This is a genomic window from Bradyrhizobium betae (assembly GCF_050632175.1).
GTDB classification, from domain to species: Bacteria; Pseudomonadota; Alphaproteobacteria; order Rhizobiales; family Xanthobacteraceae; genus Bradyrhizobium; species Bradyrhizobium betae_B.
This window is the reverse complement of the sequence record NZ_CP192576.1, coordinates 1,916,796-1,942,970: the sequence shown is the minus strand read 5'-3', so window position 1 is coordinate 1,942,970 and position 26,175 is coordinate 1,916,796. Positions and strand designations below refer to the sequence as shown.

19 protein-coding genes, 1 other RNA gene and 3 pseudogenes are annotated in these 26,175 nt (G+C 65.0%); 10 read left to right on the top strand and 13 right to left on the bottom strand.

Annotated features, from left to right (window positions below; genetic code table 11):
- Nucleotides 1–7: 7 nt before the first annotated feature.
- The 5 genes and pseudogenes from ACQ86E_RS09575 to ACQ86E_RS09555 form a co-directional block, all read left to right on the top strand.
- Nucleotides 8–1,027 (top strand): SAM-dependent methyltransferase, encoded by a 1,020-nt coding sequence (locus tag ACQ86E_RS09575; protein ID WP_431205176.1) that lies wholly within the window; start codon nt 8–10, stop codon nt 1,025–1,027.
- Nucleotides 1,028–1,250: 223 nt separating this feature from the next.
- On the top strand, nt 1,251–2,441 hold the full coding sequence (locus tag ACQ86E_RS09570; RefSeq protein ID WP_431205175.1) for an efflux RND transporter periplasmic adaptor subunit: 1,191 nt from the start codon (nt 1,251–1,253) through the stop codon (nt 2,439–2,441).
- A 5-nt stretch (nt 2,442–2,446) separates the two neighbouring features.
- Nucleotides 2,447–5,603 (top strand): annotated as a pseudogene (locus ACQ86E_RS09565) (multidrug efflux RND transporter permease subunit).
- A gap of 318 nt (nt 5,604–5,921) precedes the next feature.
- A pseudogene (locus tag ACQ86E_RS09560) lies at nt 5,922–7,048 on the top strand (AAA family ATPase).
- Nucleotides 7,049–7,579: 531 nt separating this feature from the next.
- Nucleotides 7,580–7,716: pseudogene (locus ACQ86E_RS09555) on the top strand (IS5/IS1182 family transposase); the annotation flags it as partial.
- Between the two features lie 21 nt (nt 7,717–7,737).
- Here ACQ86E_RS09555 and ACQ86E_RS09550 read toward each other — a convergent pair.
- The 9 genes from ACQ86E_RS09550 to ACQ86E_RS09510 form a co-directional block, all read right to left on the bottom strand.
- A complete protein-coding gene (locus tag ACQ86E_RS09550; protein ID WP_431205174.1) occupies nt 7,738–8,523 on the bottom strand; it encodes an inositol monophosphatase family protein in 786 nt (261 codons plus the stop codon).
- 84 nt (nt 8,524–8,607) lie between these two features.
- Nucleotides 8,608–9,690 carry an HcpA family protein gene (locus ACQ86E_RS09545; RefSeq protein WP_431205173.1) on the bottom strand — a complete coding sequence of 361 codons (1,083 nt, stop codon included), beginning with the start codon at nt 9,688–9,690 and terminating at the stop codon, nt 8,608–8,610.
- Between the two features lie 8 nt (nt 9,691–9,698).
- Entirely contained in the window at nt 9,699–10,373 is a 675-nt protein-coding gene (locus ACQ86E_RS09540; protein ID WP_431205172.1) for a thiamine phosphate synthase, read from the bottom strand.
- 3 nt (nt 10,374–10,376) lie between these two features.
- Complete coding sequence (locus ACQ86E_RS09535; protein WP_431205171.1) at nt 10,377–11,402, bottom strand: class I fructose-bisphosphate aldolase; 1,026 nt, start codon at nt 11,400–11,402, stop codon at nt 10,377–10,379.
- Nucleotides 11,403–11,669: 267 nt separating this feature from the next.
- Entirely contained in the window at nt 11,670–12,737 is a 1,068-nt protein-coding gene (gene fba / locus ACQ86E_RS09530) for a class II fructose-bisphosphate aldolase (RefSeq protein ID WP_431205170.1), read from the bottom strand.
- A 60-nt stretch (nt 12,738–12,797) separates the two neighbouring features.
- Complete coding sequence (locus tag ACQ86E_RS09525) at nt 12,798–13,994, bottom strand: phosphoglycerate kinase (RefSeq protein ID WP_431205169.1); 1,197 nt, start codon at nt 13,992–13,994, stop codon at nt 12,798–12,800.
- A 154-nt stretch (nt 13,995–14,148) separates the two neighbouring features.
- Nucleotides 14,149–15,156: a type I glyceraldehyde-3-phosphate dehydrogenase gene (gene gap, locus ACQ86E_RS09520; RefSeq protein WP_014439720.1), complete on the bottom strand. Its 1,008-nt coding sequence runs from the start codon at nt 15,154–15,156 to the stop codon at nt 14,149–14,151.
- Nucleotides 15,157–15,324: 168 nt separating this feature from the next.
- Nucleotides 15,325–17,307 carry a transketolase gene (tkt, locus tag ACQ86E_RS09515; RefSeq protein ID WP_431205168.1) on the bottom strand — a complete coding sequence of 661 codons (1,983 nt, stop codon included), beginning with the start codon at nt 17,305–17,307 and terminating at the stop codon, nt 15,325–15,327.
- Between the two features lie 190 nt (nt 17,308–17,497).
- Nucleotides 17,498–17,740: a hypothetical protein gene (locus ACQ86E_RS09510; protein WP_431206661.1), complete on the bottom strand. Its 243-nt coding sequence runs from the start codon at nt 17,738–17,740 to the stop codon at nt 17,498–17,500.
- Here ACQ86E_RS09510 and ACQ86E_RS09505 point away from each other — a divergent pair.
- The 5 genes from ACQ86E_RS09505 to ACQ86E_RS09485 all read left to right on the top strand — a co-directional run bounded on the left by ACQ86E_RS09505 (nt 17,709) and on the right by ACQ86E_RS09485 (nt 20,400).
- On the top strand, nt 17,709–18,029 hold the full coding sequence (locus tag ACQ86E_RS09505; RefSeq protein WP_014439722.1) for a DUF4164 domain-containing protein: 321 nt from the start codon (nt 17,709–17,711) through the stop codon (nt 18,027–18,029). The genes ACQ86E_RS09510 and ACQ86E_RS09505 overlap by 32 nt on opposite strands.
- Nucleotides 18,026–18,409 (top strand): cell division protein ZapA, encoded by a 384-nt coding sequence (locus tag ACQ86E_RS09500; protein ID WP_247319913.1) that lies wholly within the window; start codon nt 18,026–18,028, stop codon nt 18,407–18,409. Before ACQ86E_RS09505 ends, ACQ86E_RS09500 begins: the two co-directional genes overlap by 4 nt.
- A gap of 258 nt (nt 18,410–18,667) precedes the next feature.
- Nucleotides 18,668–18,829: non-coding RNA, 6S RNA (gene ssrS, locus ACQ86E_RS09495), on the top strand.
- Between the two features lie 172 nt (nt 18,830–19,001).
- Complete coding sequence (locus tag ACQ86E_RS09490) at nt 19,002–19,598, top strand: 5-formyltetrahydrofolate cyclo-ligase (protein ID WP_431205167.1); 597 nt, start codon at nt 19,002–19,004, stop codon at nt 19,596–19,598.
- Nucleotides 19,576–20,400: a TIGR00282 family metallophosphoesterase gene (locus ACQ86E_RS09485; RefSeq protein ID WP_431205166.1), complete on the top strand. Its 825-nt coding sequence runs from the start codon at nt 19,576–19,578 to the stop codon at nt 20,398–20,400. The genes ACQ86E_RS09490 and ACQ86E_RS09485 overlap by 23 nt, the downstream gene beginning before the upstream one ends.
- 187 nt (nt 20,401–20,587) lie before the next feature.
- Here the strand turns inward: ACQ86E_RS09485 and ACQ86E_RS09480 are convergent, their stop codons facing one another.
- The 4 genes from ACQ86E_RS09480 to ACQ86E_RS09465 form a co-directional block, all read right to left on the bottom strand.
- Nucleotides 20,588–21,724, bottom strand: a complete 1,137-nt coding sequence (locus ACQ86E_RS09480) for a DSD1 family PLP-dependent enzyme (protein WP_431205165.1) — start codon at nt 21,722–21,724, stop codon at nt 20,588–20,590.
- 89 nt (nt 21,725–21,813) lie between these two features.
- Nucleotides 21,814–23,157 carry a c-type cytochrome gene (locus ACQ86E_RS09475; protein ID WP_431205164.1) on the bottom strand — a complete coding sequence of 448 codons (1,344 nt, stop codon included), beginning with the start codon at nt 23,155–23,157 and terminating at the stop codon, nt 21,814–21,816.
- The gene (locus ACQ86E_RS09470; protein WP_431205163.1) at nt 23,154–25,331 is read right to left on the bottom strand and encodes a molybdopterin cofactor-binding domain-containing protein; all 2,178 of its coding nucleotides are present in this window, start codon (nt 25,329–25,331) and stop codon (nt 23,154–23,156) included. The genes ACQ86E_RS09475 and ACQ86E_RS09470 overlap by 4 nt, the downstream gene beginning before the upstream one ends.
- Nucleotides 25,332–25,339: 8 nt before the next feature.
- Nucleotides 25,340–25,804, bottom strand: coding sequence for a (2Fe-2S)-binding protein (locus tag ACQ86E_RS09465; RefSeq protein WP_431205162.1), 465 nt, complete (start codon nt 25,802–25,804; stop codon nt 25,340–25,342).
- Nucleotides 25,805–26,175 lie beyond the last annotated feature (371 nt).

The following is a 26,175-nucleotide window of genomic DNA, read 5'->3' as shown; positions in this document are numbered from 1 at the left end:
CGGTCATATGAGCGTCGTTTCCGCGATCATCGGGACGGCCGAGCGCGTGCCGCTGCCGGATGTCGTGGTCCGCGCCGCTATCCAGCGCCTGTGCTTGCGCTCGGCAACCCGCCTGTCCGGACTGGGCGCGGCCGACGATGCCGCCTTCGCCGGGCGGATGATGTTGCGGCCGATCGCCGAGGACGCGGATGCCGGGCCTCGCGAAGTGCCCGCTTCGTTCTTCGCGCAGGTGCTTGGTCCCAACCTCAAATACTCGTCCTGCTTCTACAAGACCGCTGCCACCACCCTGCAGGAGGCGGAGGAGGAGGCGCTGCGCCAGTCGGTCGCGCACGCCGGCCTCGCCGACGGCCAGACCATCCTCGAACTCGGTTGCGGCTGGGGCTCGCTGTCGCTGTGGATGGCGCGTCAGTTTCCGCACGCCAGAATCACGGCGGTGTCGAACTCGCAGGTCCAGCGAACCCATGTCGAGGGCGAGGCGCGGTTGCGCGGGCTTTCGAACCTGCACGTGATCGCCGCCGACATGAACCTGTTCGCACCCGAGGGCCGGTTCGACCGCATCGTCTCGATCGAGATGTTCGAGCACATGACGAACTGGCGCAAGCTGTTGACGCGCGTGCGGTCATGGCTGGCGCCGGAGGGGCGCTTCTTCATGCATATCGTCTCCCATCGCTCCGGCTCCCATCGGTTCGACCGGACCGATCGCGACGACTGGATCGCGCAGCACGTCTTTACCGACGGGTTGATGCCGAGCCATCACCTCGTCAGGCAATTCGGCGACATCTTCGCGATCGAGAAGGAATGGTGCTGGAGCGGAACGCATTATCAACGCACCGCGAACGACTGGCTCGCCAATTTCGATGCGCATCGCGACACGATCGAATCCTGCTTGCGCAACGTCCATGGCGAGGAGGCCGCGCTGTGGATGCGGCGCTGGCGCTGGTTCTTCCTCGCGACGGCGGGACTGTTCGGCTACGCCGATGGAACCGAATGGGGCGTCAGCCGCTACAGGATGAAAGCCACCGTATAATTGCGGTCTTCTGCCGCAGCACGCGGCGATGGAACCCGACTCACAATCAGGTGAATCCAGGAAAACCCTGTTATCGCAACGCAATAGCTGATGTGACATAGGGCCGCCGACGCGCTCATTGCGTCGCAGCAATTACCATTTATTTTCAATCTCAAGTCAGACCTTCCGGGGCAGCTCGGAGGGTCGACGATCGATGTGCAATTTAACCGGGGCAACATTATACATGTCAGGATTTCGTGTGCGATCCGCTTGTTTGGCAGTGATGCTGGCAGCCGCGGCGCCGCTCCTTGCGGCCTGCGATGAATCGAATTCCGCGATCGTCCAGGCCCAGCCCACTGACCCCGATGTCAGCATTGTCACGGTCAGGCCGCAGCCGCGCGCCGTGGTCCGGGAACTGCCCGGCCGAATTGCGCCGACGCGCGTTGCCGAGGTTCGGCCGCGAATTTCCGGTGTCGTGGTCGAGCGCCTGTTTCACCAGGGCAGCGAAGTCAAAGCGGGCGAGCCGCTCTACCGCATCGATCCGCGGCCATTCGAGGTCGAGGTGATGTCGAACGAGGCGGCGCTGGCCAAGGCGCAGGCGCAGCTCCACCAGGCTCAACAGCATGCCCGTCGCATCGCGACCCTGACGACCCAGCGGGCCGCCCCCGAGGCCGAGAACGAGAAAGCCGTCGCATCCGAGCGGCAGGCCGAGGCCGAGGTCAATGGCCGCAAGGCGGATCTTGCGCGAGCCAAGCTCAATCTCGACTATGCGACCGTACGGGCGCCGATCGACGGCGTGGTCGGGGCGGCGCTGGTCACCGAAGGCGCGCTGGTCGTGCAGAACGAGACCAATCTGGCCACCATACAGCAGCTCGATCCGGTCTATGCCGACTTCACCCAGTCGGTCACGGAGCTCAATCAGCTTCGTCGTGCCTTCGCGAGCGGCGACCTCGATCGCATCGAAGCGGGCGCCGCCAAGGTGCGGCTCGTGCTCGACGACAATTCGGTCTATGCGCTGGACGGCAAACTGCTGTTTTCCGACGCCAGGGTCGAGACCAATACCGGCCAAGTGACGCTGCGCGGCGAGTTCCCCAATCCAAATCGGGAATTGCTTCCGGGCATGTATGTGCGCGTGCGTATCGATCAGGGGCTCGATTCCGATGCGATCGCGGTGCCGCAGCAGGCAGTGCAGCGTAATGGCGGCGGCGGCAGCGAGGTGTTCGTGGTGAAGGACGACGACCGCGTGGCCGTGCAGCCGGTGCGCACCGGGTCCGTGCAGGATGGCTTCTGGTTCGTCACGGAGGGCCTCAAGGCCGGTGACAAGGTCGTGGTCGAAGGGTTCCAGAAGTTCGCGGCGGGCGACAGGGTCAAGCCGCAGGCCTGGGCCGAAGCCGATGCGGCCGCAGGAAACCAGCGCGCGCAACTGATGCGATAGCGCTGATGGCCAGCTTCTTCATCGACAGGCCGATCTTCGCCTGGGTCGTCGCGCTGTTCATCTGTCTGATCGGCGCGATCTCGATCCCGCTGCTGCCGGTCGCGCAATATCCGATCATCGCGCCGCCCTCGATCTCGATCTCGACCAGCTATCCCGGCGCCTCGCCCGAGAACCTCTACAACAGCGTGACGCGGCTGATCGAGGAGGAGCTCAACGGCGCCTCCGGCATCCTCAATTTCGAATCCACCAGCGACTCGCTCGGCCAAGTCGAGATCATCGCCAATTTCCAACCGGGCACCAACACCAACGACGCCTCGGTCGAGGTGCAGAACCGCCTCAAGCGCGTCGAGGCGCGGCTGCCGCGCGCGGTGATCCAGCAGGGCATCCTGGTCGAGGAAGCCTCCAGTGCGGTGCTCCAGATCATCACGCTGAACTCGACCGATGGCAGCCTCGACGAGGTCGGCCTCGGCGACTTCATGATCCGCAACGTGCTCGGCGAGATCCGCCGCATCCCCGGCGTCGGTCGTGCCACGCTCTATTCGACCGAGCGCAGCCTGCGCGTCTGGGTCGATCCGGCCAAGCTCGTCGGCTACGGGCTGACCGCCGACGACGTCAACAAGGCGATATCAGCGCAGAATGCGCAGGTCGCCTCCGGCAGCATCGGCGCCGAGCCGTCGACGTCGAGCCAGCGCACCTCGGCGCTGGTGCTGGTCAAGGGCCAGCTCTCGTCCCCGGACGAATTCGGCGCCATCATCCTGCGCGCCAATGCCGACGGCTCGACCGTTCGTTTGCGCGACGTTGCGCGCATCGAGGTCGGCGGCCTCAGCTACCAGTTCAACACCCGCCTCGACGGCAAGCCGACCGCCGGTCTCTCCGTGCTGATGTCGCCGACCGGCAACGCGCTGGCGACCGCGAGCGCGGTCGAGGAGAAGATGAAGGAGCTGTCGCGTTTCTTCCCGGCCAACATCGCCTACGAGATCCCCTACAACATCACGCCGGTGGTCGAGGCCTCGATCAAGAAGGTGCTGACGACGCTGCTCGAAGCCGTGGTGCTGGTGTTCGTGGTGATGTTCCTGTTCCTGCAGAACATCCGCTACACCATCATTCCGACCATCGTGGTGCCGGTGGCGCTGCTCGGCGCCTGCACCACGCTGCTGCTCGCCGGCTACTCCATCAACATGCTCTCGATGTTCGGCATGGTGCTGGCGGTCGGCATCCTCGTCGACGACGCCATCGTCGTGGTCGAGAACGTCGAGCGCATCATGGCCGAGGAAGGCCTGCCGCCGAAGGAGGCGACGCGCAAGGCGATGTCGCAGATCACCGGCGCCATCATCGGCATCACGCTGGTGCTGATGGCGGTGTTCGTGCCGATGGCGTTCTTCCCGGGCTCGGTCGGCATCATCTACCGCCAGTTCTCGGTGACCATGGTCGCCGCGATCGGCTTCTCCGCCTTCCTGGCGCTGTCGCTGACCCCGGCGCTGTGCGCGACGTTGCTCAAGCCCATCGCCAAGGGGCACGGCCATTCGACCAATGTCGTGTTCAGCCGCTTCAATCATTGAGCTCGAGGCCTGCCGGTTTCGCTACGCGAGCACCGTCGGCTTCTCGCTGAAGCGCACCGGCCGGCTGATGCTGGTGTATGTCGCGCTGCTCGTCGGCCTGTCCTGGGCCTTCGTGAACCTGCCCGGCGGCTTCCTGCCGATCGACGACCAGGGCTTCATCACCACCGACGTGCAGACGCCCTCGGACTCCTCCTATGGCCGCACCGAGGCGGTGATCGAGAAGGTAGAAAAATATCTGGCGCAGCGGCCGGGCGTCGACAACGTCACCTTCCTCACCGGCTTCAGCTTCTCCGGCCAGGGCATGAACACCGCGCAGGCCTTCATCACGCTGAAGGACTGGTCGGAGCGCGGGCCGAACGAGAGCGCGGCGGCGATCGTCAACGACATCAACCGCGATCTCGGGTCGTCGATCCGCGACGCCAAGATCTCGGCGCTGCAGCCGCCGCCGATCGACAATCTCGGTAACTCCTCGGGCTTCTCGTTCCGCCTCCAGGATCGCGGCCAGAAGGGCTATCCGGCCCTGATGCGCGCCGCCGAACAGCTGATCGCGGAAGCCAATGCCAGCCCGGTGCTGCAGAAGGTCTATGTCGAAGGCCTGCCCGAGGCCGGCGTGGTCAACCTCGTGATCGACCGCGAGAAGGCCGGCGCCTTCGGCGTCACCTTCGAGGACATCAACAACACGATCTCGACCAATCTCGGCTCGAACTACATCAACGACTTCCCGAACCGCGGCCGCATGCAGCGCGTCGTGGTGCAGGCCGAGGCCCGCGACCGCATGCGGACCGAAGACATCCTCAACTACAACGTCAAGAACAGCCGCGGCCAGCTGGTGCCGCTCTCGTCGTTCGCGACCATCGAGTGGGCGCGCGGCCCGACGCAGATCGCCGGCTTCAACTATTATCCGGCGGTGCGCATTTCCGGCGAAGCCAGGCCCGGCTTCACCTCGGGCGACGCCATCGACGAGATGGAGCGGCTCGCGGGCAAGCTGCCGCGCGGCTTCGGCTATGATTGGACCGGCCAGTCGCTCCAGGAAAAGCTGTCGGGCTCGCAGGCGCCGTTCCTGCTCGCCCTCTCGATTTTCGTGGTGTTCCTGTGTCTGGCTGCGCTCTACGAAAGCTGGACCATTCCGCTCGCGGTGCTGCTGACCGTGCCGCTCGGCATCGTCGGCGCGGTGGTCGCGGCGATGCTGCGCGGCCTGCCCAACGACGTCTATTTCACGGTCGGCCTCATCACCATCATCGGCCTTGCCGCCAAGGACGCGATCCTGATCATCGAGTTCGCCAAGGATCTGCGAAAGGAGGGCAAGCCGCTCGTGGAAGCCACCATCGAAGCCTGCCGTCTTCGTTTTCGCCCGATCCTGATGACGGGCCTTGCCTTCATCTGCGGCGTGCTCCCCATGGCCATCGCCCACGGCGCCGGCGGCGCCAGCCAGCAGGCGCTCGGCAGCATCGTGATGGGCGGCATGATCGCGGTGGTGATCCTGGCGCTGCTGATGGTGCCGGTGTTCTTCGTCTCGGTGCAGCGCGTGCTCGGCGGCGATCGGGAGCCGAAGCCGGCAAAGGACGGCGAGGCGTACGGGCCGCCGGCGCAGGTGAAACCGTAAGGTGTCATGCCCCGCCTAGTGCGCACTTGCGCACGGGGGCGGGGCATCCAGTACGCCGCAGCTTCACCGTATTTCACGAACGTCTCTGGAATACTGGATCATCCGCCTTCGCGGATGATGACAGTCGGGTTTGGAGCGGCCATCTTCGCCCAGACTGCTCGGCACATTCGCCTGCGCTGGTGAGAGTCGGCCGCTGAACGCCGGATCGGTCGGCTTGCTTTCTCGGAATTGTCAATCCAGACTGCATCTCTGGATTGAGAGAATGTACATTCTCACTGCACCGCGAATGCACAAAGCCCCGCCAATTAAGAGCCTGCGATGCGTCTGACCGACATTGCGATCTCCAACTATCGCTCCATCCGGCGGCTCTCCATTCCCATCCACCCCCTGTCCGTGTTTGTCGGCGAGAACGGAGTGGGCAAATCCAATCTCTACAAATCCCTGTCGCTGCTCCGCGACGCGGCAACCGGGCAGATCACGCGGACGATCGCCGACGAGGGCGGCTTGAATTCGGTCTGCTGGTCGGGCATCCGCAAACGCGGCGAGGATGGCCGACTGCAATTATCAGCGAGATTCGATCGGCTGAGATATTCCATCGAGATCGGGTATCCCAGTCCGGCATCGGCGGCGTTTGCCGGGGAGCCGATGATCAAGGCCGAGAGCATCGAGGCAATGCAGGGCAAGCGAACGGTTTGCTTGATGGAGCGGAAAAATTCGCTCGTGAATGTCCGCGACGACAGCGGCGCATGGGTCAGCCACAAAGATGCGGTGCTGCCGTCCGAGCCGGCGCTGGCGGGCTTCTACAACGGCAAGGAATGCCCCGAGATCGATCTGATCAGAAACGCGATGCTGGGCTGGCGCTTCTATCACGATTTCCGCACTGATCCGGCATCGCTGATCCGAAAGCCGTGTCTCGCGATCACCACGCCCTCGCTCAGCGCGGATGGCAGCGATCTGGCTGCGGCCCTGGCGACGCTCTACACCATTCGAGGGGACACCACCGACCTGCAGGATGCGATCCAGGATGCATTTCCGGGCGCCGAGCTCAGCGCATGGGAAAACAACGGTCTGTGCGAATTCGCTCTGCAACTGGAGGATATGCCGCGGCCGTTCGGCGCTCATGAACTCTCCGACGGGACGTTGAAATACATTTGCCTGCTCGCGGTGTTCATGGGCTACCGGCTGCCGCCGTTCATCGCGCTGAACGAGCCCGAGACCAGTCTGCACCGTCGCTGCTGTCGCCACTCGCCCGGCTGATCGCCAAGGCATCCAGCCGCGCCGACATCTGGATTGTCACCCATTCGGAGCAGCTGATGGAGGCGTTGCGAAGCGAGAGCGCGGTCCCGCTTCGCCGGGTCATCAAGTCGAAAGGCGCCACGAATATCGAGGGCCTGACCATGGCCGGTGAATATCGCGAGGAGCCGGAGGATGACGACGACTCTTAGGCCGTGTACTCATAACCTGTGGCGATGTCCGCTTTGCGCCGATAGCGACCGCGGTTGTGCAGCCACAGCAAGTGACGCGATGGGCCAACATGCGACATTGCTCGCTTAGTCTGATATGAAACAACTGCAGCGATTTAGGGAATGTAGCTTTGACGAACGAAGAGATTGACGCTGCTTGGAGCCAATCCGTTGGGTCTATTACAGCCGTGACGTTAATCCACGCGAGGCTTCTCGCGGCATCAGAACAGGACCGCGCGACTGCAATCATTGCGGAGGAAATCCGCGTGCGCCTAATCGCAGGTGATCGCCCGGACCAGGAAAACTGGAAGTACAAATCAAAATAGGCCACTGCCGGTTTTCATAACCGGCCACCAACCATCAAAAAGAGCCGGTACCGCTGGCTCAATACGAACAGTTCGGCAACCGAGACTTTTCCTGAAGTCGGCAGATGTCGTTACGACCTACCACATGTCTCTTGTGGGTCACTTTCGTCTTCTTTGGTGGAGATCGTCGGCAGATTGAGGTCCGCTTCTGTCCTTGAGCGCCGGGGAGACCCACGACGCTCGACCTGCGGGAAGGCTGCTGTCTCGCCTCAAATCTAGTCAATGCTGTGTGCTAACCGCGGCTATGACGCCGACTGGCTCAGAGAGGTTTGCAATCAAAAAGGGCGCAATCGCCCGCTCCGCCCTCTACTTCCGCAGAATTTTCACCAACTCCCCGTGCACGAACTCATTCCCGCACACGACATTCCCCGTCACCAGCGCATCGCCCGGCGTGTCGATATCGGTCACCGTCCCACCCGCCTCACGCACCATGATCAGCCCGGCGGCGACGTCCCAGGATTGCAGATTGCGCTCCCAGTAGCCGTCGAGGCGGCCGGCGGCGACGAAGGCGAGGTCGAGCGAGGCAGCGCCGAAGCGGCGCAAGCCCGCGACGCGGTCCTGGATTGCGGTCATCTCGCGGCGGAATTCCTCGTGGTCGCCGCGGCCGATATGGGGCAGGCCGCAGGCCACCACGCATTCGTTGAGCTGGCGGCGGCCGGCGACGCGCAGACGCTGGTCGTTGAGGAAGGCGCCCTTGCCGCGCTCGGCGATGTAGAGTTCGTCATTGGCGGGGTTGTAGATCACGCCGGCGATGATGGTGCCCTCGCGCGACAGGCCGATCGAGATCGCGAATTGCGGGATGCCGTGCAGGAAGTTGGTGGTGCCGTCGAGCGGGTCGACGATCCAGGTGTGGCTCTTGTCGCTGCCCTCGCGGGTGCCGCCTTCCTCGCCGATGAAGCCGTAGCCGGGCCGGGCCTTGGCGAGGTCCTGGTAGAGCATCTCCTCGGCGCGCTTGTCGGCGAGCGAGACGAAATTGGCCGGTCCCTTCAGCGAGACCTGAAGATGCTCGATCTCGCCGAGATCGCGCTTGAGGCTGCGGCCGGCGCGGCGCGCGGCCTTGACCATGACGTTGATAGTTGCGGAATACAGCATGTGCTCTGGTCTTGATCGGGGAAAATGGCGCGAAATCGCGCGTCTTTGGGGGATGGGGTGCCCTGCAAGGGGCTGAACGTCAAGTCATTTGGTCCCGAGCCACTTTTTGGCGGCGGCCTCCGCCTTGGCCCGGTCCTCGGCCGGCAGGTCGGAGAACTGCTTGTCGAGCTCGGGATCGCCCTTGCCGGCGGTCTTGGCGACCAAATGCCATTTGAACCCCTCGACCTTGTCCACGGACGTGCCCATGCCGTTGATCAGGACCCAGGCCAGCCGGTTCTGCGCGATTGCGCTGCCCTGGCGGGAGGCCTTGCGGAGCATGGCCACGGCAGCGGGCTGGTTCTTCGGCGTGCCGGTGCCGTTGAACAGCGCGATGGCATATTCGACCTCGGCATCGACATTGTCGGCGAGCGAGGCCGCCTGCAGCAGCCGCACCGCCTTGTCGAGGTCTTTCGGCACCCCGGTGCCTTCCTTGTAGAACGTAGCAAGCGCGTATTGCGCCTCGGGCAGGCCGGCATCGGCGGCCTGGCGCAACAGCTCGGCAGACCGCCTGACGTCCTGCGGCAGGGTCTGGCCGTCGAGATAGAGCAGGGCGAGATTATAGGCCGCCTTGGGTTCGCCGAGCTTGGCGGCGGAGGCCATCAGCTTGACGGCCTCGGGCTTGTCGACCGGGCCGCCGCGGCCGGACATGCGCATCATGGCGAGCGCGAACATCGCCTCGCGGTCGCCGGCGTCCGCGGCGTGCTTGTACCATTCGAGCGCCTTGCCGTAGTCGCGGCGGATGCCCATGGCGTTGGAATAGAGCTCGCCGAGCATCGTCATCGCCTTGGGATCGCCGGCCTTGGCCCGCTCGGCGGCGAGATCGAACGCCGTCTTGTACTGGCCGCGCTGGTAGGCGCCGAACACCAAATCGATACCGGGCGTGTCGGTCGCCGGCGCGGGGATCACGGTCGCGGGCAGCGCCGGCTTCGGCGAGACGGCCGGCTTGGGCGACGCCGAAGGTTTCGGCGCCGGCGCGGCCTCCTTCTTCTTGGTGATCGTGTGCGGCCTGGGCTTCGGCTTTTCGGCGGGCGCGCTCGGCGTGGTCACAGGCGGCGCGATCTGGAGCTGCGCGGCGGCGGGCGCCGTCAGCATCAGCGTAGCCAGGAGGGTGAGGCGCGGGAGTTTCATGTCGGGCGCTAGCCGTGCTCCTGATCCGCAAGCGCAGCCGCAAAGCCCTTCTTGATCGCCGCATCAGCCTCGACCAGCGCAGCCTTCGGCCCACGCGGATCGGCCCAGATGAAGTCGCCGACCAGCACGAAATCGGCGCCGCTGGCAGCGAAGTCGTGGGCTTCTTCCAGCGAGATCGCAAAGCCGACGCAGGGCGGCTCGAACAGTTCGGCCCACCAGTCCAGCCGCTCGGCGATCGCCTGCGATGACGGGCGCTGGTCCTTTGCGTCGGGCTCGCCGAACAGCACATAATCCGCGCCCGCCTCGCCCGCATCCATGGAATGGTGCCGCGTCGTCAGCCCGCCGACGCCGGCGATGCGATCGGGCTTGAGCGATGGCAGCGCCTCCTTCAGCGCGGCGATGCCGGGCAGGTGGGCGCCGTCGGCGCCGCCGCGTGCAACGAGATCGGGGTGGCCCTCGACGAGCAGGGCGGCGCCCGCCTTCTGCACCACCGGCGCGAGCGCCTTGATGCGCGTGATCATGGTGCGCTGGTCGGTCTCCTTCAGCCGCAGCAGCACGGCCGCGATATCGGCCGACGCGAGCAGCCCTGGCAGCTCGGCCACCAGCGCTGCGGGATCGTCGACAACCGGCGTTGCGAGATAGAGGCGCGGCGCGGGACGCGGCGGAGGCGATTTGTTCGACAAGATCTAGGCTGCTTTCTTTTCCATGCTGGGTTGCCACTCGCCTTTGGAGGCGAGGCCGTTCATGCGCGCGCGGTGGCTGAACGCGCTCTGTCCGGCCGTGACGTTCTCCGCCTTGCCCGACCAGGCCTTCTGCGGCGCGGCCTGCAGCGCGCGGCCGTAGGAGAAGGTCAGGCCCCAAGGTAACGGGCCGAGCTTGTGCATGGCGTTGAGATGCGCGGTGGCCTCTTCGTCCGACTGGCCGCCGGAGAGGAAGGCGATGCCCGGCACCGCCGCCGGCACGCAGGCCTTCAGCAGCCGTATCGTCTTCTCAGCGACCTCCTCGACGGAGGCTTGCGTCGCGCATTTCTTGCCTGAAATCGCCATGTTCGGTTTCAGCACCATGCCTTCGAGCGCGACGCGCTGGATGCGCAATTCCTGAAAGGTCTTGTTGAGAACGCGCTGGGTTACTTCATAGCAGCGATCGATGTCGTGATCGCCGTCCATCAGCACCTCCGGCTCGACGATCGGTACGATCTGCGCGGCCTGGCACAGCGCGGCGTAGCGCGCCAGCGCGTGGGCGTTGACGCTGATCGCGGTCATCGAGGGAATCCCGCTGCCGATGTCGATCACGGCGCGCCATTTGGCGAAACGCGCGCCGCGCTCGTAGTATTTCTTCAGGCGCTCGGCGAGCTTGTCGAGCCCGACGGTCACCAGTTCACCCGGGCACATCGGCAAGGCTTGCGTGCCCTCGTCGACCTTGATGCCGGGGATCGCGCCGCTCTGTTCGATCAGCTTCACCAGCGGCGTGCCGTCCTTCGCATCCTGCCAGATCGTCTCGTCATAGAGGATCACGCCGGAAATATACTGGCTCATGGCCTCCTTCGAGCGGAACAGCATCTCGCGATAATCGCGGCGATTGCTTTCGGTCGATTCCACGCCGATCGCGTCGAAGCGCTTCTTGATGGTGCCGGAGGATTCGTCGGCGGCAAGAATGCCCTTGCCCGGCGCGACCATGGCGGTCGCAATCTTGTTGAGCTCAGTCAGATTCATCGAGAGGTCCTCCCAAAACGATTCTGCCCTTGCCTGTGAAGTTAGACCGTTCTCGGGCAATTGCCGAGTTAACGTTGGTCGCAGGGTAAAAGGGGCGGGAGGTCTTGTTCACCTCTCCCCGCCTGCGGGGAGAGGTCGGATCGCCCTTGCGATCCGGGTGAGGGGGACTCTCCGCGAGTCCAACTGCCAGCGCCCCCGGGGAGACTCCCCTCACCCCAACCCTCTCCCCGCAAGCGGGGCGAGGGAGAGGATAGAGCGCAGCTAGCCTTACGCAACCTTCGGATCGAGCTCGCCCTTGGCATAGCGCTTGGCCATTTCGGCTGTGGTCAGCACCTTCTTGATCTTCGAGGCCTGGCCTGCGGTATTGAATTCCTGCAGCCGCTGCTTGCACAGCTTGGTCATCGCTTCCATCGCGGGCTTCAGGTACTTGCGCGGGTCGAACTCTTCCGGGTGCTCCTTGAACACCTTGCGGATCTGGCCGGTCATGGCCATGCGGTTGTCGGTGTCGATGTTGATCTTGCGCACGCCGTGCTTGATGCCGCGCTGGATCTCGGACACAGGCACGCCCCAGGTCGGCTTCATCTTGCCGCCGAACTCGTTGATGATGTCCTGGAGGTCCTGCGGCACCGACGAGGAGCCGTGCATCACCAGATGCGTGTTCGGCAGCTTGCGGTGGATTTCCTCGATCACCTTCATGGCGAGGATGTCGCCGTCGGGCTTGCGGGTGAACTTGTAGGCACCGTGAGACGTGCCCATCGCGATCGCGAGCGCGTCGACCTTGGTCTCCTGGACGAACTTCACGGCTTCGTCCGGATTGGTCAGGAGCTGGTCGTGGCTGAGCTTGCCTTCGGCGCCGTGGCCGTCTTCCTTGTCGCCCATGCCGGTTTCGAGCGAGCCGAGCACGCCGAGCTCACCCTCGACCGAGATGCCGCCGAGATGGGCCATGTCGGTCACGGTCTTGGTGACGCCGACATTGTAGGTCCAGTCGGCCGGGCTCTTGCCGTCGGCCTTGAGCGAACCATCCATCATCACCGAGGTGAAGCCGGCCTGGATCGCGGTCATGCAGGTCGCGGCCTCGTTGCCGTGGTCGAGATGCACGCAGACCGGGATGTGCGGATAGATCTCGGTGACCGCGTCCATCATGTGCTTGAGCATGATGTCGTTGGCGTAGGAGCGCGCGCCGCGCGAGGCCTGGATGATGACGGGCGCGTCGACCGTATTGGCCGCGTCCATGATCGCCAGCGCCTGTTCCATGTTGTTGATGTTGAAGGCCGGTACGCCGTAATCGTTCTCAGCCGCATGGTCGAGCAATTGACGCAACGTGATCCGGGCCATGTGTCTTTCTCTCCGTTTGGGCCTGCGAGGAGGCCGCTGACTTCTCTTCTTGCCGACGAATTAAGTAGTGCGAAGCACCTCGACGCCGGGCAGGGGCTTGCCTTCCATCCATTCAAGAAATGCGCCACCGGCGGTCGAGACATAGGTGAATTGACCGGCCACATGGGCCTGGTTGAGCGCCGCGACGGTGTCGCCGCCGCCCGCGATCGAGATCAGCTTTTTCGCCTTGGTGCGCTCGGCGGCATGCTTGGCGGCCGCCATGGTGCCGCGGTCGAACGGCTGCATCTCGAAGGCGCCGAGCGGGCCGTTCCAGACCAGCGTCGCCGCATCGTCGATGGCGGCATGGACCCGTGCGATCGACTGCGGACCGACGTCGAGGATCATGCCGTCGGCCGGGATCGCGTCGAGGCCATAGGCATGCGAGGGCGCGTTGGCCGCAAAATGATAGGCGACCACGGCGTCGACCGGCAGGATGATCGCGCAATTGGCGGCTTCGGCCTTTTCCATGATGCGCAGCGCGGTCGGCGCCAGATCCTTCTCGGCCAGCGATTTGCCGATGCCGACGCCCTGGGCGTGCAGGAAGGTGTTGGCCATGCCGCCGCCGATCACGAGCGCGTCGACCTTGGTGACGAGGTTCTCCAGCAGGTCGATCTTGGTCGAGACCTTGGCGCCGCCGATGATGGCGATGACCGGCTTGGTCGGCGAGCCCAGCGCCTTCTCCAGTGCGACCAGCTCGGCCTGCATGGTGCGGCCGGCATAGGCCGGCAGCTTGTGGCCGAGGCCCTCGGTCGAGGCGTGGGCGCGGTGCGCCGCCGAGAACGCGTCGTTGACCCAGATGTCGCCGAGCTTGGCCAGCTCAGCGACGAAGGCGGGATCGTTCTTTTCCTCTTCCTTGTGGAAGCGGGTGTTTTCCAGGCAGAGAATATCGCCGTCCTTCAGCGCCGCCACTGCCTTGGCCGCGGGCTCGCCGATGCAATCGTCGGCGAAGCCGACCGGCTTCTTCACGACCTTCGCCAGCGCCTCGGCCACGGGCTTCAGCGACTCCTTGGCGTCGCGTCCCTTCGGCCGGCCGAAATGCGCGAGCAGGATGACCTTGCCGCCCTTGTCCGAGATCTCGGTGATGGTCGGCGCGACGCGCTCGAGCCGGGTGGCGTCGCTGACGCGGCCGTTCTCCATGGGCACGTTGAGATCGACGCGCAGCAGCACGCGCTTGCCCTTCAATTCGACGTCGTCGAGGGTGCGGAATTTGTTGGTCATCGGACGCTTCCTTCTTCCCGGGCGCGCTGCGGCGCCAAGCGCCGCTGCGCAGAACCGCGGCTCACCTTGCAGCGAATCCCGCGGTTGAATGGGTCCCGGCTCTGCGGAGCAGCGCAAGCGCACTGCACCGCGTCCGGGACACGAGACCTCGTTGTTAGATCACCTTCGCGATCGCGACGGCGGTGTCCGCCATGCGGTTCGAGAAGCCCCACTCGTTGTCGTACCAGGACATCACGCGCACCAGCGTGCCGTTCTGCACCTTGGTCTGGTCCTCGTGGAAGGTCGAGGAGTGCGGGTCGTGGTTGAAGTCGATCGAGACGTTCGGCGCGGTCGTGTAGCCGAGGATGCCCTTGAGCTGCTGCTCGCTGGCGCGCTTCATCGCGGCGTTGATTTCCTTGGCATCGGTGGCGCGCTTGGCGATGATCTTGAGATCGATCACCGAGACGTTCGGGGTCGGCACGCGGATCGCGACGCCGTCCAGCTTGCCCTTCAACTCGGGCAGCACGAGGCCGATCGCCTTGGCCGCACCGGTCGAGGTCGGGATCATCGACATCGCCGCCGCACGGCCGCGATAGAGATCCTTGTGCATGGTGTCGAGCGTCGGCTGGTCGCCGGTGTAGGCGTGGATGGTGGTCATGAAGCCGGTCTCGATGCCGACGAGGTCGTTCAGCACCTTGGCGACCGGTGCCAGGCAGTTGGTGGTGCAGGAGCCGTTGGAGACGACCAGATGGTCCTTGGTCAGCGTCTCGTGGTTGACGCCGTAGACGATGGTGGCGTCGGCGCCGTCGGCGGGCGCGGAGACCAGCACGCGCTTGGCGCCGGCGGTCAGATGTGCGGAGGCCTTGTCCTTCGAGGTGAAGATGCCGGTGCATTCCATCGCGATGTCGACGCCGAGATCCTTCCAGGGCAGCTTCGAGGGATCGCGCTCGGCGGTCACCTTGATCTTGCTTCCGCCGAGGCTGATGGTGTCACCATCGACGGTGACGGTGCCGGGGAAACGGCCATGGACGCTGTCGAAGCGGAGCAGATGGGCGTTGGTCTCGACCGGGCCGAGGTCGTTGATCCCGACGACCTCGATGTCCTTGCGGCCGGACTCGGCAATAGCCCGCAGGATGTTACGGCCGATGCGGCCAAAACCGTTGATTCCGACGCGGACTGCCATGTTTCGTCTCCTTATGACCGTTCAATGACGGGTTCAATAACGCCTAGTCTTCCCGCACAACGCGCCATACGCGCCTGCGAAGGTTTTTTAGGGGCGGACGCCCGGTTCGGCCGGGCGGTGCTTGATCATATGGGAGATTACGTAGTCCTTTTTTGGCAAGCTCAACTCTCAGGAAACGCGTTTCAGCACAGCGTTAACTGCAGCCTCGGCGGTAATGCCGAAGTGCTTGAAGATCTTGTTCAACGGGGCACTGGCGCCGAACGAATGCATGCCGATGAATTCGCCATCCTGCCCGATCACGGCATCCCAGCCCCAGCGCACCGCCGCTTCCATGGCGACCTTGATCGGGGCGTTCCCGATGATCGCGTCGCGGCGTTCCTTTGGTTGCGCTAGCAAGAGCTCCAGCGAGGGCACCGAGACCACCCGTGTCGGAATGCCGCGCTCGGCCAGCTGCTTCTGGGCCGCCACCGCCATCTCGACCTCGGAGCCCGAGGCGAACAGCGTCGCCTTGGCTTCGCCCTGGGCAGCGACCAGTTCGTAGGCACCATATTGGCACGGGTTTTCGGTCACGCTCGTCCGCAATTGCGGCAGGTTCTGCCGCGTCAGCGCCAGCACGGTCGGGCCGTCGGTCCGATTGAGCGCGAGCTCCCAGCACTCGGCCACTTCGATGGCGTCGCAGGGACGGAACACCCGCATGTTCGGAATGGCGCGCAGTGCCGAGAGATGCTCGACCGGCTGATGGGTCGGGCCATCCTCGCCGAGGCCGATGGAATCGTGGGTCATCACATAGACCACGCCGGTCCCCATCAGCGCGGCAAGCCGCATCGCCGGGCGGGCGTAGTCGGTGAACACCAGGAAGGTCGCGCCGTTGGGCGCGAAGCCGCCGTGCAGGAAGACGCCGTTCATGGCGGCGCACATGCCAAACTCGCGGATGCCGTAATGGATGAAGCGGCCCTTCGGCGTCTTGGCGGAGAACGAGGTCGCGGACTTCGCCTTGTTGTTGTTGGAGCCGGTGAGGTCGGCCGAGCCGGCCAGAAACTCCATCGGCATCGCGCCGGCGATGACCTCGATCACCGCCTCGGAGGACTTGCGGGTCGCCGCATTCATCGGCTTTTCCAGCAGCTCCTTCTTGTAGGTTTTGAACGCCTTGGCGAGCGCAGCCGGACGCTCGTGGCGCAGGCGGCGCTCGAACTCGGCGCGCTTGCGGCTGCCGAGCTCACCGAGCCGTGCCTCCCATTCCTGGCGAGCCGCCGCACCGCGGCTGCCCGCCGCGCGCCACGCCTTCAGCACGTCGTCGGGCACCGAGAACGGCTCGAGCGAAATGCCGAGATTTTCCTTGGCGGCCTTGAGCTCGTCGGCGCCGAGTGCCTCGCCGTGCACCTTGTTGGTGCCGGCCTTGTGCGGCGCGCCGAAGCCGATGGTGGTGCGGCAGGCGATCAGCGTCGGCTTGTTGGATTTCTGCGCGCGGGTGATGGCGGCGGCGATCGCGGCCTGGTCGTGGCCGTCGATCTTTTCGGCGGCCCAGCCGCAGGCCTTGAAGCGCTTCACCTGGTCGACGGAGTCGGAGATCGAGGTCGGGCCGTCGATCGAGATGCCGTTGTCGTCGTAGAGAACGATCATCTTGTTGAGCTTCCAGTGCCCGGCCATCGCGATCGCTTCCTGCGACACGCCTTCCATCAGGTCGCCGTCCGAGGCGAGCACGTAGGTGTGGTGGTCGACGATCTTCTTGCCGAACTCGGCGGCAAGCATCTTCTCGGCGAGCGCCATGCCGACCGCGGTCGAAAGACCCTGGCCGAGCGGACCTGTGGTGGTCTCGACGCCCTTGGTGTGGCCGTGTTCGGGGTGGCCTGGCGTCAGCGATCCCAGCTGGCGGAAATCCTTGAGCTGGTCGATCGTCATCTCGGGGCTGCCGATCAGATGCAGCAGCGCATAGAGCAGCATCGAGCCGTGGCCGGCGGACAGCACGAAGCGGTCGCGGTCGGGCCAGTCCAGTGCAGCCGCGTCGAATTTCAGGAACTGCGTGAACAGCACCGTGGCCATGTCGGCGGCGCCCATCGGCAGGCCCGGATGGCCCGATTTCGCCTTCTCGACGCCGTCCATGGCGAGGCCGCGGATCGCGTTGGCCATACGGTTGTGATCGACCTGCGTCATGTCTGAAATCCGTCTGAAATGAGGCGCTTGGCGACGGCTGTGCCCGCGCGGGAATGAGCCTTTCGGCCACTGGGGTCGGGGCTGAATTAGCACCTCGGTTCCGGCAGGCCAAGGCAATCAAACGCCGGTTTGGCCGTAAAAGTTGCTTACGGCATGATCCGGAAAAGTGGAGGCCGGTTTTCCGGCCAGATCATGCCCAGTAAGGAACTGCTAGATCGGGATGATTCTCATCCCGATCTAGCAGTGCATAGTTTCGCGGCGGCGTTGCGCTTCCCTGGCTTGCCACGTAAATTTCTGCTTCTAACCGCTTGCCGAACCGAGTCTTTTGCCGGACGGCAAGCTCCAGGGTAAAGCCTAAGGTACCGTCCAAGGGCAAGGCCACAGGTTCCGCCGCTGACTGCATGAACGATCGCGTCTCCAACAGCTCTGCCATGACCGAGTCCTCCGCCGTCGAGATCGAGATCGCGACCCGCAGGCTCACGGCGGCGCTCGACGCGCTCGAAAGCGCGGTGGAGCGGCGGCGTGACGCCGATCGCGACGAGAACGAGCTCGCGGCGCGGATCCAGGCGCTGGGCGCGGATCGCTCACGGCTGGCCGACGAGCTCGACGGCGCGCTGGTGAAGGCGCGCAAGCTCGAACGCACCAACCGCGAAATCTCCGACCGGCTGGATTCGGCCATCGTCACGATACGCTCGGTGCTCGATACCGGAGAGGATGGATGAGCCACATCAACGTCACCATCAACGGCCGGCAATACCGCATGGCCTGCGAGGAGGGCCAGGAGGTGCGGCTGCTGAAGCTCGCCGAAAGCCTGGAGACGCGAATTCAGTCGCTGCGCGGAAAATTCGGCGAGATCGGTGATGCCAGGCTCACCGTGATGGCCGCGCTGACGGTCTGCGACGAGCTGGTCGATTCGGGCAACCGCATCCGCACCATGGAGCAGGAGCTCACCGAGCTCAGGGATTTCCGCAACGCCGCCGTCGAGCGCGCCCGGTTGACCCAGACCGCCGTGGTCAACGCGCTGAACGCCGCGGCCGAGCGGATCGAGAAGTCGACCCAGGTCCTGAACCGCACCGTCGGGAATGGGATTGCGATCGGATAGGGCCGCGGAAAAGTCCGGCAATTGCTACGCTCCGACGGAGCCGCGGTCTCCACCTCGCCCGCTTGCGGGAGAGGTCGGCGCGAAGCGCCGGGAGAGGGCTCTATCCTCTTGGGGATTGTCCCGTTGTGGATACACCCTCTCCCCAACCCTCCCCGCAAGCGGGGAGGGAGCGCACTTTCGCCGCGGCTGATCTCATCCCCGAAGCTTCAAATTCTCGCCGCACTGGCGATTCGTCAGTATCGTTGTTACATTGCGAAGGCGAGGCTGCGACGCGCGTCAGGAGCCATAATATCCCCGGGGCCTTATCGATCCTTTAGGGAACTGTCCCTGGCCGGGCCCGTGGGCCCGGACATATGGTGCCCACCTACTTTCGTAGGGAACTCCGGGATCGAGTGCTTCAACGGCGTTCGCGGCTTCGCACTGTTTCTTCGTTCTGGTTTGTGCTCGTCGAGTTGCGTTCCAGACAAATCGGCAGTGTCATGCCCCGCGCAGGCGGGGCATCCAGTACGCCGTGGCGTCGAGGTCTAGCACTATCGCCTCTGGAATACTGGATCACCCGCCTTCGCGGGTGATGACCGCGGAGCAAGCGCGCATGCCCAACTCCAAAGCCGAACTTCGCGCCAAAGCCCTCGCCAAACGCGACGCGCTGAGCGAGAAGAAGCGCACCGCCGCTGCGACAAAGCTCGCCAAACGCGGACTGCCGTTCGAGCTGCTGCCGGGCAGCATCGTCTCCGGCTATTCGCCGATCCGCAACGAGATCGATCCGATGCCGCTGCTGAAGCGGCTCGCGGACGAGGGCGCGACGCTGGCGCTGCCTTGCGTCACTGCGCGCGGCCAGTCGCTGGTGTTCCGTATCTTCCATCCGAACGACCGGCTGATGATGGGGCCGCTCGGCATTCCCGAGCCGTCTCCTGCCGCCGCCGAGGTCATCCCCGACATCATGCTGACGCCGCTCGCGGCGTTCGATCGTCTCGGCCATCGCATCGGCTATGGCGCCGGGCATTACGATTTCACCTTCGCCCATTTGCGCAAGACCAAGCAGATCCTCGGCATCGGGATCGCTTTTGCAGCGCAAGAGATCGAGGCCGTTCCGGCACTGGCCCACGACGTGGCACTGGATTATGTGCTAACGGAATCGGACGTATTCGATTTCCGGAGTTCTGAAGTTGCGCATTCTGTTCGTGGGTGATGTCGTCGGCCGTGCCGGCCGGAACGCGATCGCCGAATATCTGCCCGGCCTGGTCAGGGACTGGTCACTCGATTTCGTCGTCGTCAACGGCGAGAATTCGGCCGGCGGCTTCGGCATCACCGAAGCGATCTATCAGGAGTTTCTCGATGCCGGCGCCGACGCGGTGACGCTCGGCAATCACTCCTGGGACCAGCGCGAGGCGCTGGTGTTCATCGAGCGCGCCGAGCGCCTGGTGCGTCCGGCGAACTATCCGCGCGGCACGCCCGGTCGCGGCGCCGCCCTGGTCGAGACCAAGAACGGCAAGCACGCGCTGGTCGTCAACGCTTTGGGCCGCGTCTTCATGACCCCGTTCGACGATCCCTTCGCCGCGCTGGAGCGCGAACTCGGCGCCTGTCCGCTCGGCGTCGCCGCCGACGCCATCGTCGTCGATGTCCATTGCGAGGCCAGCAGCGAGAAGCAGGGCCTCGGCTTCTTCTGCGACGGCCGCGCCAGCCTCGTCGTCGGCACCCACACCCATGTGCCGACCGCCGACCACCAGATCCTGTCAGGCGGCACCGCCTACATGACCGACGCTGGCATGACCGGCGACTACGATTCCATCATCGGCATGCAGAAGGAAGAGCCACTGCGCAGGTTCACGTCGGGGATTCCATCGGGACGGTTCGAGCCGGCGGCTGGTGCTGCGACGTTGAGCGGTGTGGCGGTGGAAACGGACGATGCAACCGGACTCGCGCTAAGGGTTGCGCCGGTGCGCATGGGCGGACGGCTCGAGCCGACGACGCCGAAATTCTGGTTGAGCTGAAGCGCGACGCTACACACTCACTGTCGTCCCCGCGCACGCGGGGACCCATAACCCCAGGGAGTAGTTATTGCGCGAAGACGGTCACTCCGAGTCTTCGCGAAACTCTTGCTGCCGCGTTTGGGGCCTGGATCTGCGCTTCGCTGGTCCGGGACGACGGTGGAGATCGACGCGCGCTCGTGCGTCAATCTCAGGTGACCGCGCCGCGCGCCGCGATCGGCCAAAGCGCTTCCACGCGGGCATCCGGCGTGTTGAAGCCGCGCACGCCGACATACCAGTCGTAGAGATTGACGGTAGGATCGCAATGACCCGGGATGAGCGTCACCTTGTCGCCGAGCGCCAGCCGCGACGACGCGCCGTCGAACTCGAGCACGCCATGCTCGTCGGAGGGCCTGTGATAGCGCAGGTCGGGACGGCCCAGCACGGCCGGAAATCCGCTGTCGTTCGACAGGGCCTTGTGGCCGGCATCGATGACTGCGCGTTCGCCGGAAGCGGTGCTCATCACGGTCGCGATCACGAACAGCGCATGCTCGAACGGGCTGGCGTTGCGCGCCCCGTCGGCGACGTTTTTCGCGTAGTCGGCGTCCATGAAGATATAGGAGCCGGCCTGCAATTCGTTCCAGATGCCGCTCGCGCCTTCGAGCTCGAACGTCCCGGTTCCCGCTCCTCCAATCGTCCGGCATTGAAAGCCCGCATCCTCAAGGGCGCGCAGCGTCGCCTTGGTCGCGTTCGCAGCGCTGGCGATGGCCGCGCGCCGCTCTTCCGTCGTTCGCAAATGCTGGGCGGAGCCGTGATAGGCCTGCAAGCCGCCGAACGACAGGAAGCGCGAATCCGCCACCTGCCGCGCCAGGCCCGCCGCCGCCGGGCCCGGCCTGACGCCGCAGCGACCGGCGCCGACGTCGACTTCGACCAGGACCTCGATGTGCGACCCGGCCCGCTCCGCGGCGCGCGCCAGTTGCTCGACCGCGATGGAATCGTCGGCGCAAACGCTGATGCGTGCGTGGCGCGCGAGCGCCGCAAGCCGTTCCAGCTTCCGCAGGCCCAGCACCTCGTTGCTGACGAGCACATCGCTCACCCCGCCCGCCACCAGGACCTCGGCTTCGCCGACCTTCTGGCAACACATGCCGACCGCGCCGCGCGCGATCTGCTTGGCCGCGATGATCGGCGACTTGTGGGTCTTCGCATGAGGGCGCAACCGAACGCCGAGCTTGCCGACCGCCGCCGCCATCGTGTCGAGATTGCGCTCGAAGGCGTCGAGGTCGATGATCAGCGCCGGCGTATCGATCTCGGAAAGCGGCGCGCCGATTTGGGCGGGTGGAAGGGACATCGAAAGCCAGTCGATTGTGTTCGGGTCCGCGCCCCGAATGTGCGGCAGCCTTTCTATGGCAACAACCGTCGCCGCACCAGTGGCGGCGCCTACTCCGCCGTCTGCCCCCGCAACTTCGCCACATCCTTCGCCGTCAGCTTCGAGCCCTTCGTCCCGAACCTTCCCGTCACGTAGTTCGCCACCGCCGCGATCTCATCGTCGGTATACGCCTCCCCGAACGCCGGCATCGACAGCGCGCCATCAGGCGTGTGCCGCTTCGTCCCCGAGATCACGATCTGCGCGACGTTGGTCGCCGCGGGATCGTTCACCGCCCAGGTGCCGGTCAGCGTCGCCATCGGCGACACCGGGCTCTCGCCGCTCCAGCCGTGGCAGCTCGCGCAGGCGCCGGCGAACAGCATCTTGCCGCGTGCATCGGCCGTGACGCCGTCCTTGTGGGAGGCGGGCGCGACCGGCGCGGTCGTCGCAGGCAGGTCGGGCGAGGGCACGGGCGGCACGCTACGCAGATACGCAACGATGCTGCTGATGTCTTCGGTAGCGAACTGGCTAAAACTGTGGTCGACGGCTTCGCCCATCGGACCCGACGCCGCGCCGTGTCCCGGTGCGTGACCGAGCGACAGATACGAAATCAGATCCTCGTCGCGCCAGTTGCCAAGGCCGGTCGCCTTGTCGGAGGAGATATTGAAGGCGCGCCAGCCGGCCGTGATGGCGCCCGCGAACTTCTTGCGGTTGTCCAGCGCGAAGCCGAGATTGCGTGGGGTGTGGCACTCGCCGCAATGCGCGAGCGCTTCGGCCAGATACGCACCGCGATTCCATTCCGGGCTCTTGGAAGTATCCGGCGCAAAGCGTGTATCCGGATTGAACACCGCCGACCAGAACATCATCGCCCAGCGCTGGTTGAACGGGAACGACAGCGTGTTGTCCGGCGCCTTGGCGCGCACCGCCGGCAGGCTGAACAGATAGGCCTTCACCGCCAGCACATCGTCGTCGGTCATGAAGGTGTAGGACGTGTACGGCATCGCCGGATAGAGCCGCGCGCCGTCACGCCGCTTGCCGTGCTGGACCGCGTTCAAAAAATCCTGGTCGCTGTAATTGCCGATGCCGGTGTCCTTGTCCGGCGTGATGTTGGTGGAATAGAGCGTACCGAATGGCAGCTTGAAGGCGAGCCCGCCGGAATAGTCGGTCTCGCCGGGCTTGGTGTGGCAGACCATGCAGTCGGCCGCCTTCGCCAGATATTCGCCGCGTTCGACCAGGCTTGCTTTCTCCAGCTTGGCCGGCACGCCCGTCGGCTTGCCCGCGCTGTAATCGGCCAGCGCCACTTTCGTGCCGCCGGCAAAATCGAGCGGGCCGGGCCCGCGGATGATCCAGACGCCGAGGCCGGTTACGACGATGGCAATGACGACGACGCTTCCGAGAATACGCATCTTGCCGCTCATGCCTTTTTCCCCGCAGCCAGCAGTGTCCGATCGATCGGCAGGCGTCGCAGCGCCACGCCGGTTGCAGCGTAGATCGCGTTGCGCAGCGCCGGCGGTCCAGCCGTGGTGCCGGTCTCGCCGATGCCGCCGGGTGCTTCACCGCTCCTGACGACGTGAACCTCGATCTTGGGCGTCTGGTTGATCCGCAGCATCCGGTAGTCATTGAAGTTGGATTGCTGGACGCGCCCCTTCTCGATGGTGATCTCGCCATAGAGCGCGGCGGTCAGGCCGAAGATCAGCCCGCCCTCGACCTGGGCCACGATCGTGTCGGGGTTGACGGCGATGCCGGTATCCACCACCGAGGTCGCACGGCGCAGATTGATCTCGCCCTGCTCGTCGACCTCCGCTTCCACCACCGTTGCGATGAAGCTCCCGAACGACGGCTGCAGGCACACGCCACGTCCAACGCGCGCCGGCAGGGGCTGACCCCAACTGGCCTTCTCTGCCGCGAGATTGAGGACGGACAGGAAGCGCGGCTGACTGGCCAGCATGCCACGGCGAAACTCGACCGGGTCCTTGCCGGCCTTGCGCGCCAGTTCGTCGATGAAGCATTCGACCGCAAACACGTTGTTGTTGGGGCCGACCCCGCGCCAGAACCCCGTGGGTATCGCCGGCGGTTCGGCCCTGACATATTCGACGTGGACATTCGGGATGTCGTAGGGGACGTCGGTGGCGCTGTCGATCGCGTCGATGTCGATGCCCTTCTGGAACGCCGGCGGCAGCCAGCGCGCGATGATCGCGGCGCCCGCGATCTTGTATTTCCACCCCGAGATCTTGCCGTCCGACAAGGTCGCCGCGATCGTATCGCGATAGACGGGGCGATAGACGTCGTGCTGAATGTCTTCCTCGCGGGTCCACACCACCTTGACCGGACCGTCGACCTGTTTGGCGATGCGAACCGCCGCGACCACCATGTCGGGCTCGAGCTTGCGGCCAAAACCGCCGCCGAGCAGATGCTGGTTGACGGTCACCTTCTCGACCGGAAGCCCGGCGGCCTTCGCCGCCTCCGACTGCACGCGCGCCATGATCTGCGTTCCGGTCCAGATCTCGCAGGAATCGGGCTTGCAATGCACCGTGGCGTTCAACGGCTCCATCGTCGCGTGCGCGAGGAACGGCAACTCGAACGACGCCTCGTATTTTTCGCCGGCCGCGAGGCCTTTGGCGATGTCGCCGGTGGACTTGGCGACTACGCCGTCCTTGGCGCTGGCGGCGCGCAGATCGTCCCAGACCGCTTTCGAATTGATCTTCGCGTTCGGTCCCTCGTTCCACGTGATGTCGAGCGCGTCGAGGCCCTTCTTCGCTGCCCACATGTGATCGCCGACCACGGCGACGAGATCGTCGAGCACGACGATCTGCCGCACGCCCGGAATTGTCTTCGCGGCGCGGTCATCGACCTTGCCGACCTTGCCGCCGAACACCGGGCACTGCGCCAGGGTCGCGAACTTCATGCCGGGCACGATGGCGTCGATGCCGTAGACGGCCTTGCCGTTGACCTTTTCGGGGGTGTCCAGCCGCTTGAACGGCTGGCCGATATAGACGAAATCCTTGGGGTCCTTGAGCGTGGGGGTCTTGGGCGGTGTCTGGCCGCTTGCGGCTTCCGCAAGCGCGCCATAGGCGAGCGTCCGGCCGCTCGCCTTGTGGGTCACGACACCCTTCGAGGTCGTGCAACTGGCGGGGTCGACGCTCCATTGCGCGGCCGCGGCCTGTACCAGCATGGCGCGCGCGCTGGCGCCGGCGTCGCGCAGCGGCTTCCAGAACGCCCGCACCGATGTGGAGCCGCCGGTCGCCTGGATGATGAAGATCGGATTGCCGTAGAGTTTCTCGTTGGCCGGTGCGTGCAGCAGCTGGACCCTCGACCAGTCGGCGTCGAGCTCTTCCGCCAGGATCATCGAGACCGCGGTGTAGATTCCCTGTCCCATCTCGACCTGCGGCATCACCAGCGTGGTGACGCCTTCCGGGTCGATCCGGATGAAGGCGTTGGGGGCGAACTTGCCGTCGGTCTTGTCTTCCGGCTGCACCGGCTCGTTGACGGCGGCGCGCAGCGGCAGGTGGAAGGCGAGCAGGAATCCGGCGGCAAGGCCGCCGGTCAGAAGGCTGCGGCGCGAGACGGCGGGACGAGTCTTGTCTGCAATCATGGCGGACCTCACGACTGACGACCGTTGGCGGCCTGCTTGATGGCCTCGCGGATGCGGACATAGGTGCCGCAGCGGCAGATGTTGCCGGCCATCGCGGCGTCGATATCGGAATCATCAGGATGGGGTGTGGTCGCCAGCAGGGCTGCCGCCGACATGATCTGGCCGGACTGGCAGTAACCGCACTGGACCACTTCGGCATCGAGCCAGGCCTTCTGCACCTTCGCGCCCGCAGGCGTATTGCCGACGGCCTCGATGGTGGTGATGGCGCGGTTCGCGACTGCGCTGACCGGCAGCACGCAGGAGCGCACCGCCTTGCCGTCGACATGCACCGTGCAGGCCCCGCATTGCGCGATGCCGCAGCCGAATTTGGTGCCGGTCATTCCGAGGATGTCGCGCAGCACCCACAGCAGCGGCATCTCGGGTGGTGCGTCGAAAGTCTTCTGTTCGCCGTTGACGGTGAGTGTCGTTGCCATATGCATCCCCTTGCTCGTCGATCGCTTGCGGCGACCGGGTCGGCGAATTCGCGCGACCATAATCATACCGATGCGAAACGATGAAGCTTCGAATTTTCTCGCAATGCATATTTGCGCGGCCACGACGTGAGGCCATGACGTTCACGAATTTGTGCGGCGATCGCTGCGGGAAATTTGGGCTCATTGATATGATAAGCGTCATTTTTTGATGCGTTTCGTCGCGCGCACCATTGATCGCCGCAGATGATCGTGCGAACGCGCAAAACCATGCGATGACGAAAGTCGTGCGATTGGGAAAGTCGGGGGCAGCGAGCACGCTGATAATTATCGTGCCCTCTCCCCTTGTGGGAGAGGGCGGCGACGTCAGTAGA

Coding starts and splice junctions, on each gene's coding strand:
- ACQ86E_RS09470 (WP_431205163.1), bottom strand. CDS start 25,331: ATGATTGCAGACAAGACTCGTCCCGCCGTCTCGCGCCGCAGCCTTCTG.
- ACQ86E_RS09570 (WP_431205175.1), top strand. CDS start 1,251: ATGTCAGGATTTCGTGTGCGATCCGCTTGTTTGGCAGTGATGCTGGCA.
- fba (WP_431205170.1), bottom strand. CDS start 12,737: ATGGCCCGGATCACGTTGCGTCAATTGCTCGACCATGCGGCTGAGAAC.
- ACQ86E_RS09475 (WP_431205164.1), bottom strand. CDS start 23,157: ATGAGCGGCAAGATGCGTATTCTCGGAAGCGTCGTCGTCATTGCCATC.
- ACQ86E_RS09550 (WP_431205174.1), bottom strand. CDS start 8,523: ATGCTGTATTCCGCAACTATCAACGTCATGGTCAAGGCCGCGCGCCGC.
- ACQ86E_RS09465 (WP_431205162.1), bottom strand. CDS start 25,804: ATGGCAACGACACTCACCGTCAACGGCGAACAGAAGACTTTCGACGCA.
- ACQ86E_RS09535 (WP_431205171.1), bottom strand. CDS start 11,402: ATGAATCTGACTGAGCTCAACAAGATTGCGACCGCCATGGTCGCGCCG.
- ACQ86E_RS09490 (WP_431205167.1), top strand. CDS start 19,002: ATGCCCAACTCCAAAGCCGAACTTCGCGCCAAAGCCCTCGCCAAACGC.
- ACQ86E_RS09545 (WP_431205173.1), bottom strand. CDS start 9,690: ATGAAACTCCCGCGCCTCACCCTCCTGGCTACGCTGATGCTGACGGCG.
- ACQ86E_RS09525 (WP_431205169.1), bottom strand. CDS start 13,994: ATGACCAACAAATTCCGCACCCTCGACGACGTCGAATTGAAGGGCAAG.
- ACQ86E_RS09505 (WP_014439722.1), top strand. CDS start 17,709: ATGAACGATCGCGTCTCCAACAGCTCTGCCATGACCGAGTCCTCCGCC.
- ACQ86E_RS09575 (WP_431205176.1), top strand. CDS start 8: ATGAGCGTCGTTTCCGCGATCATCGGGACGGCCGAGCGCGTGCCGCTG.
- ACQ86E_RS09500 (WP_247319913.1), top strand. CDS start 18,026: ATGAGCCACATCAACGTCACCATCAACGGCCGGCAATACCGCATGGCC.
- ACQ86E_RS09480 (WP_431205165.1), bottom strand. CDS start 21,724: ATGTCCCTTCCACCCGCCCAAATCGGCGCGCCGCTTTCCGAGATCGAT.
- gap (WP_014439720.1), bottom strand. CDS start 15,156: ATGGCAGTCCGCGTCGGAATCAACGGTTTTGGCCGCATCGGCCGTAAC.
- ACQ86E_RS09510 (WP_431206661.1), bottom strand. CDS start 17,740: ATGGCAGAGCTGTTGGAGACGCGATCGTTCATGCAGTCAGCGGCGGAA.
- tkt (WP_431205168.1), bottom strand. CDS start 17,307: ATGACGCAGGTCGATCACAACCGTATGGCCAACGCGATCCGCGGCCTC.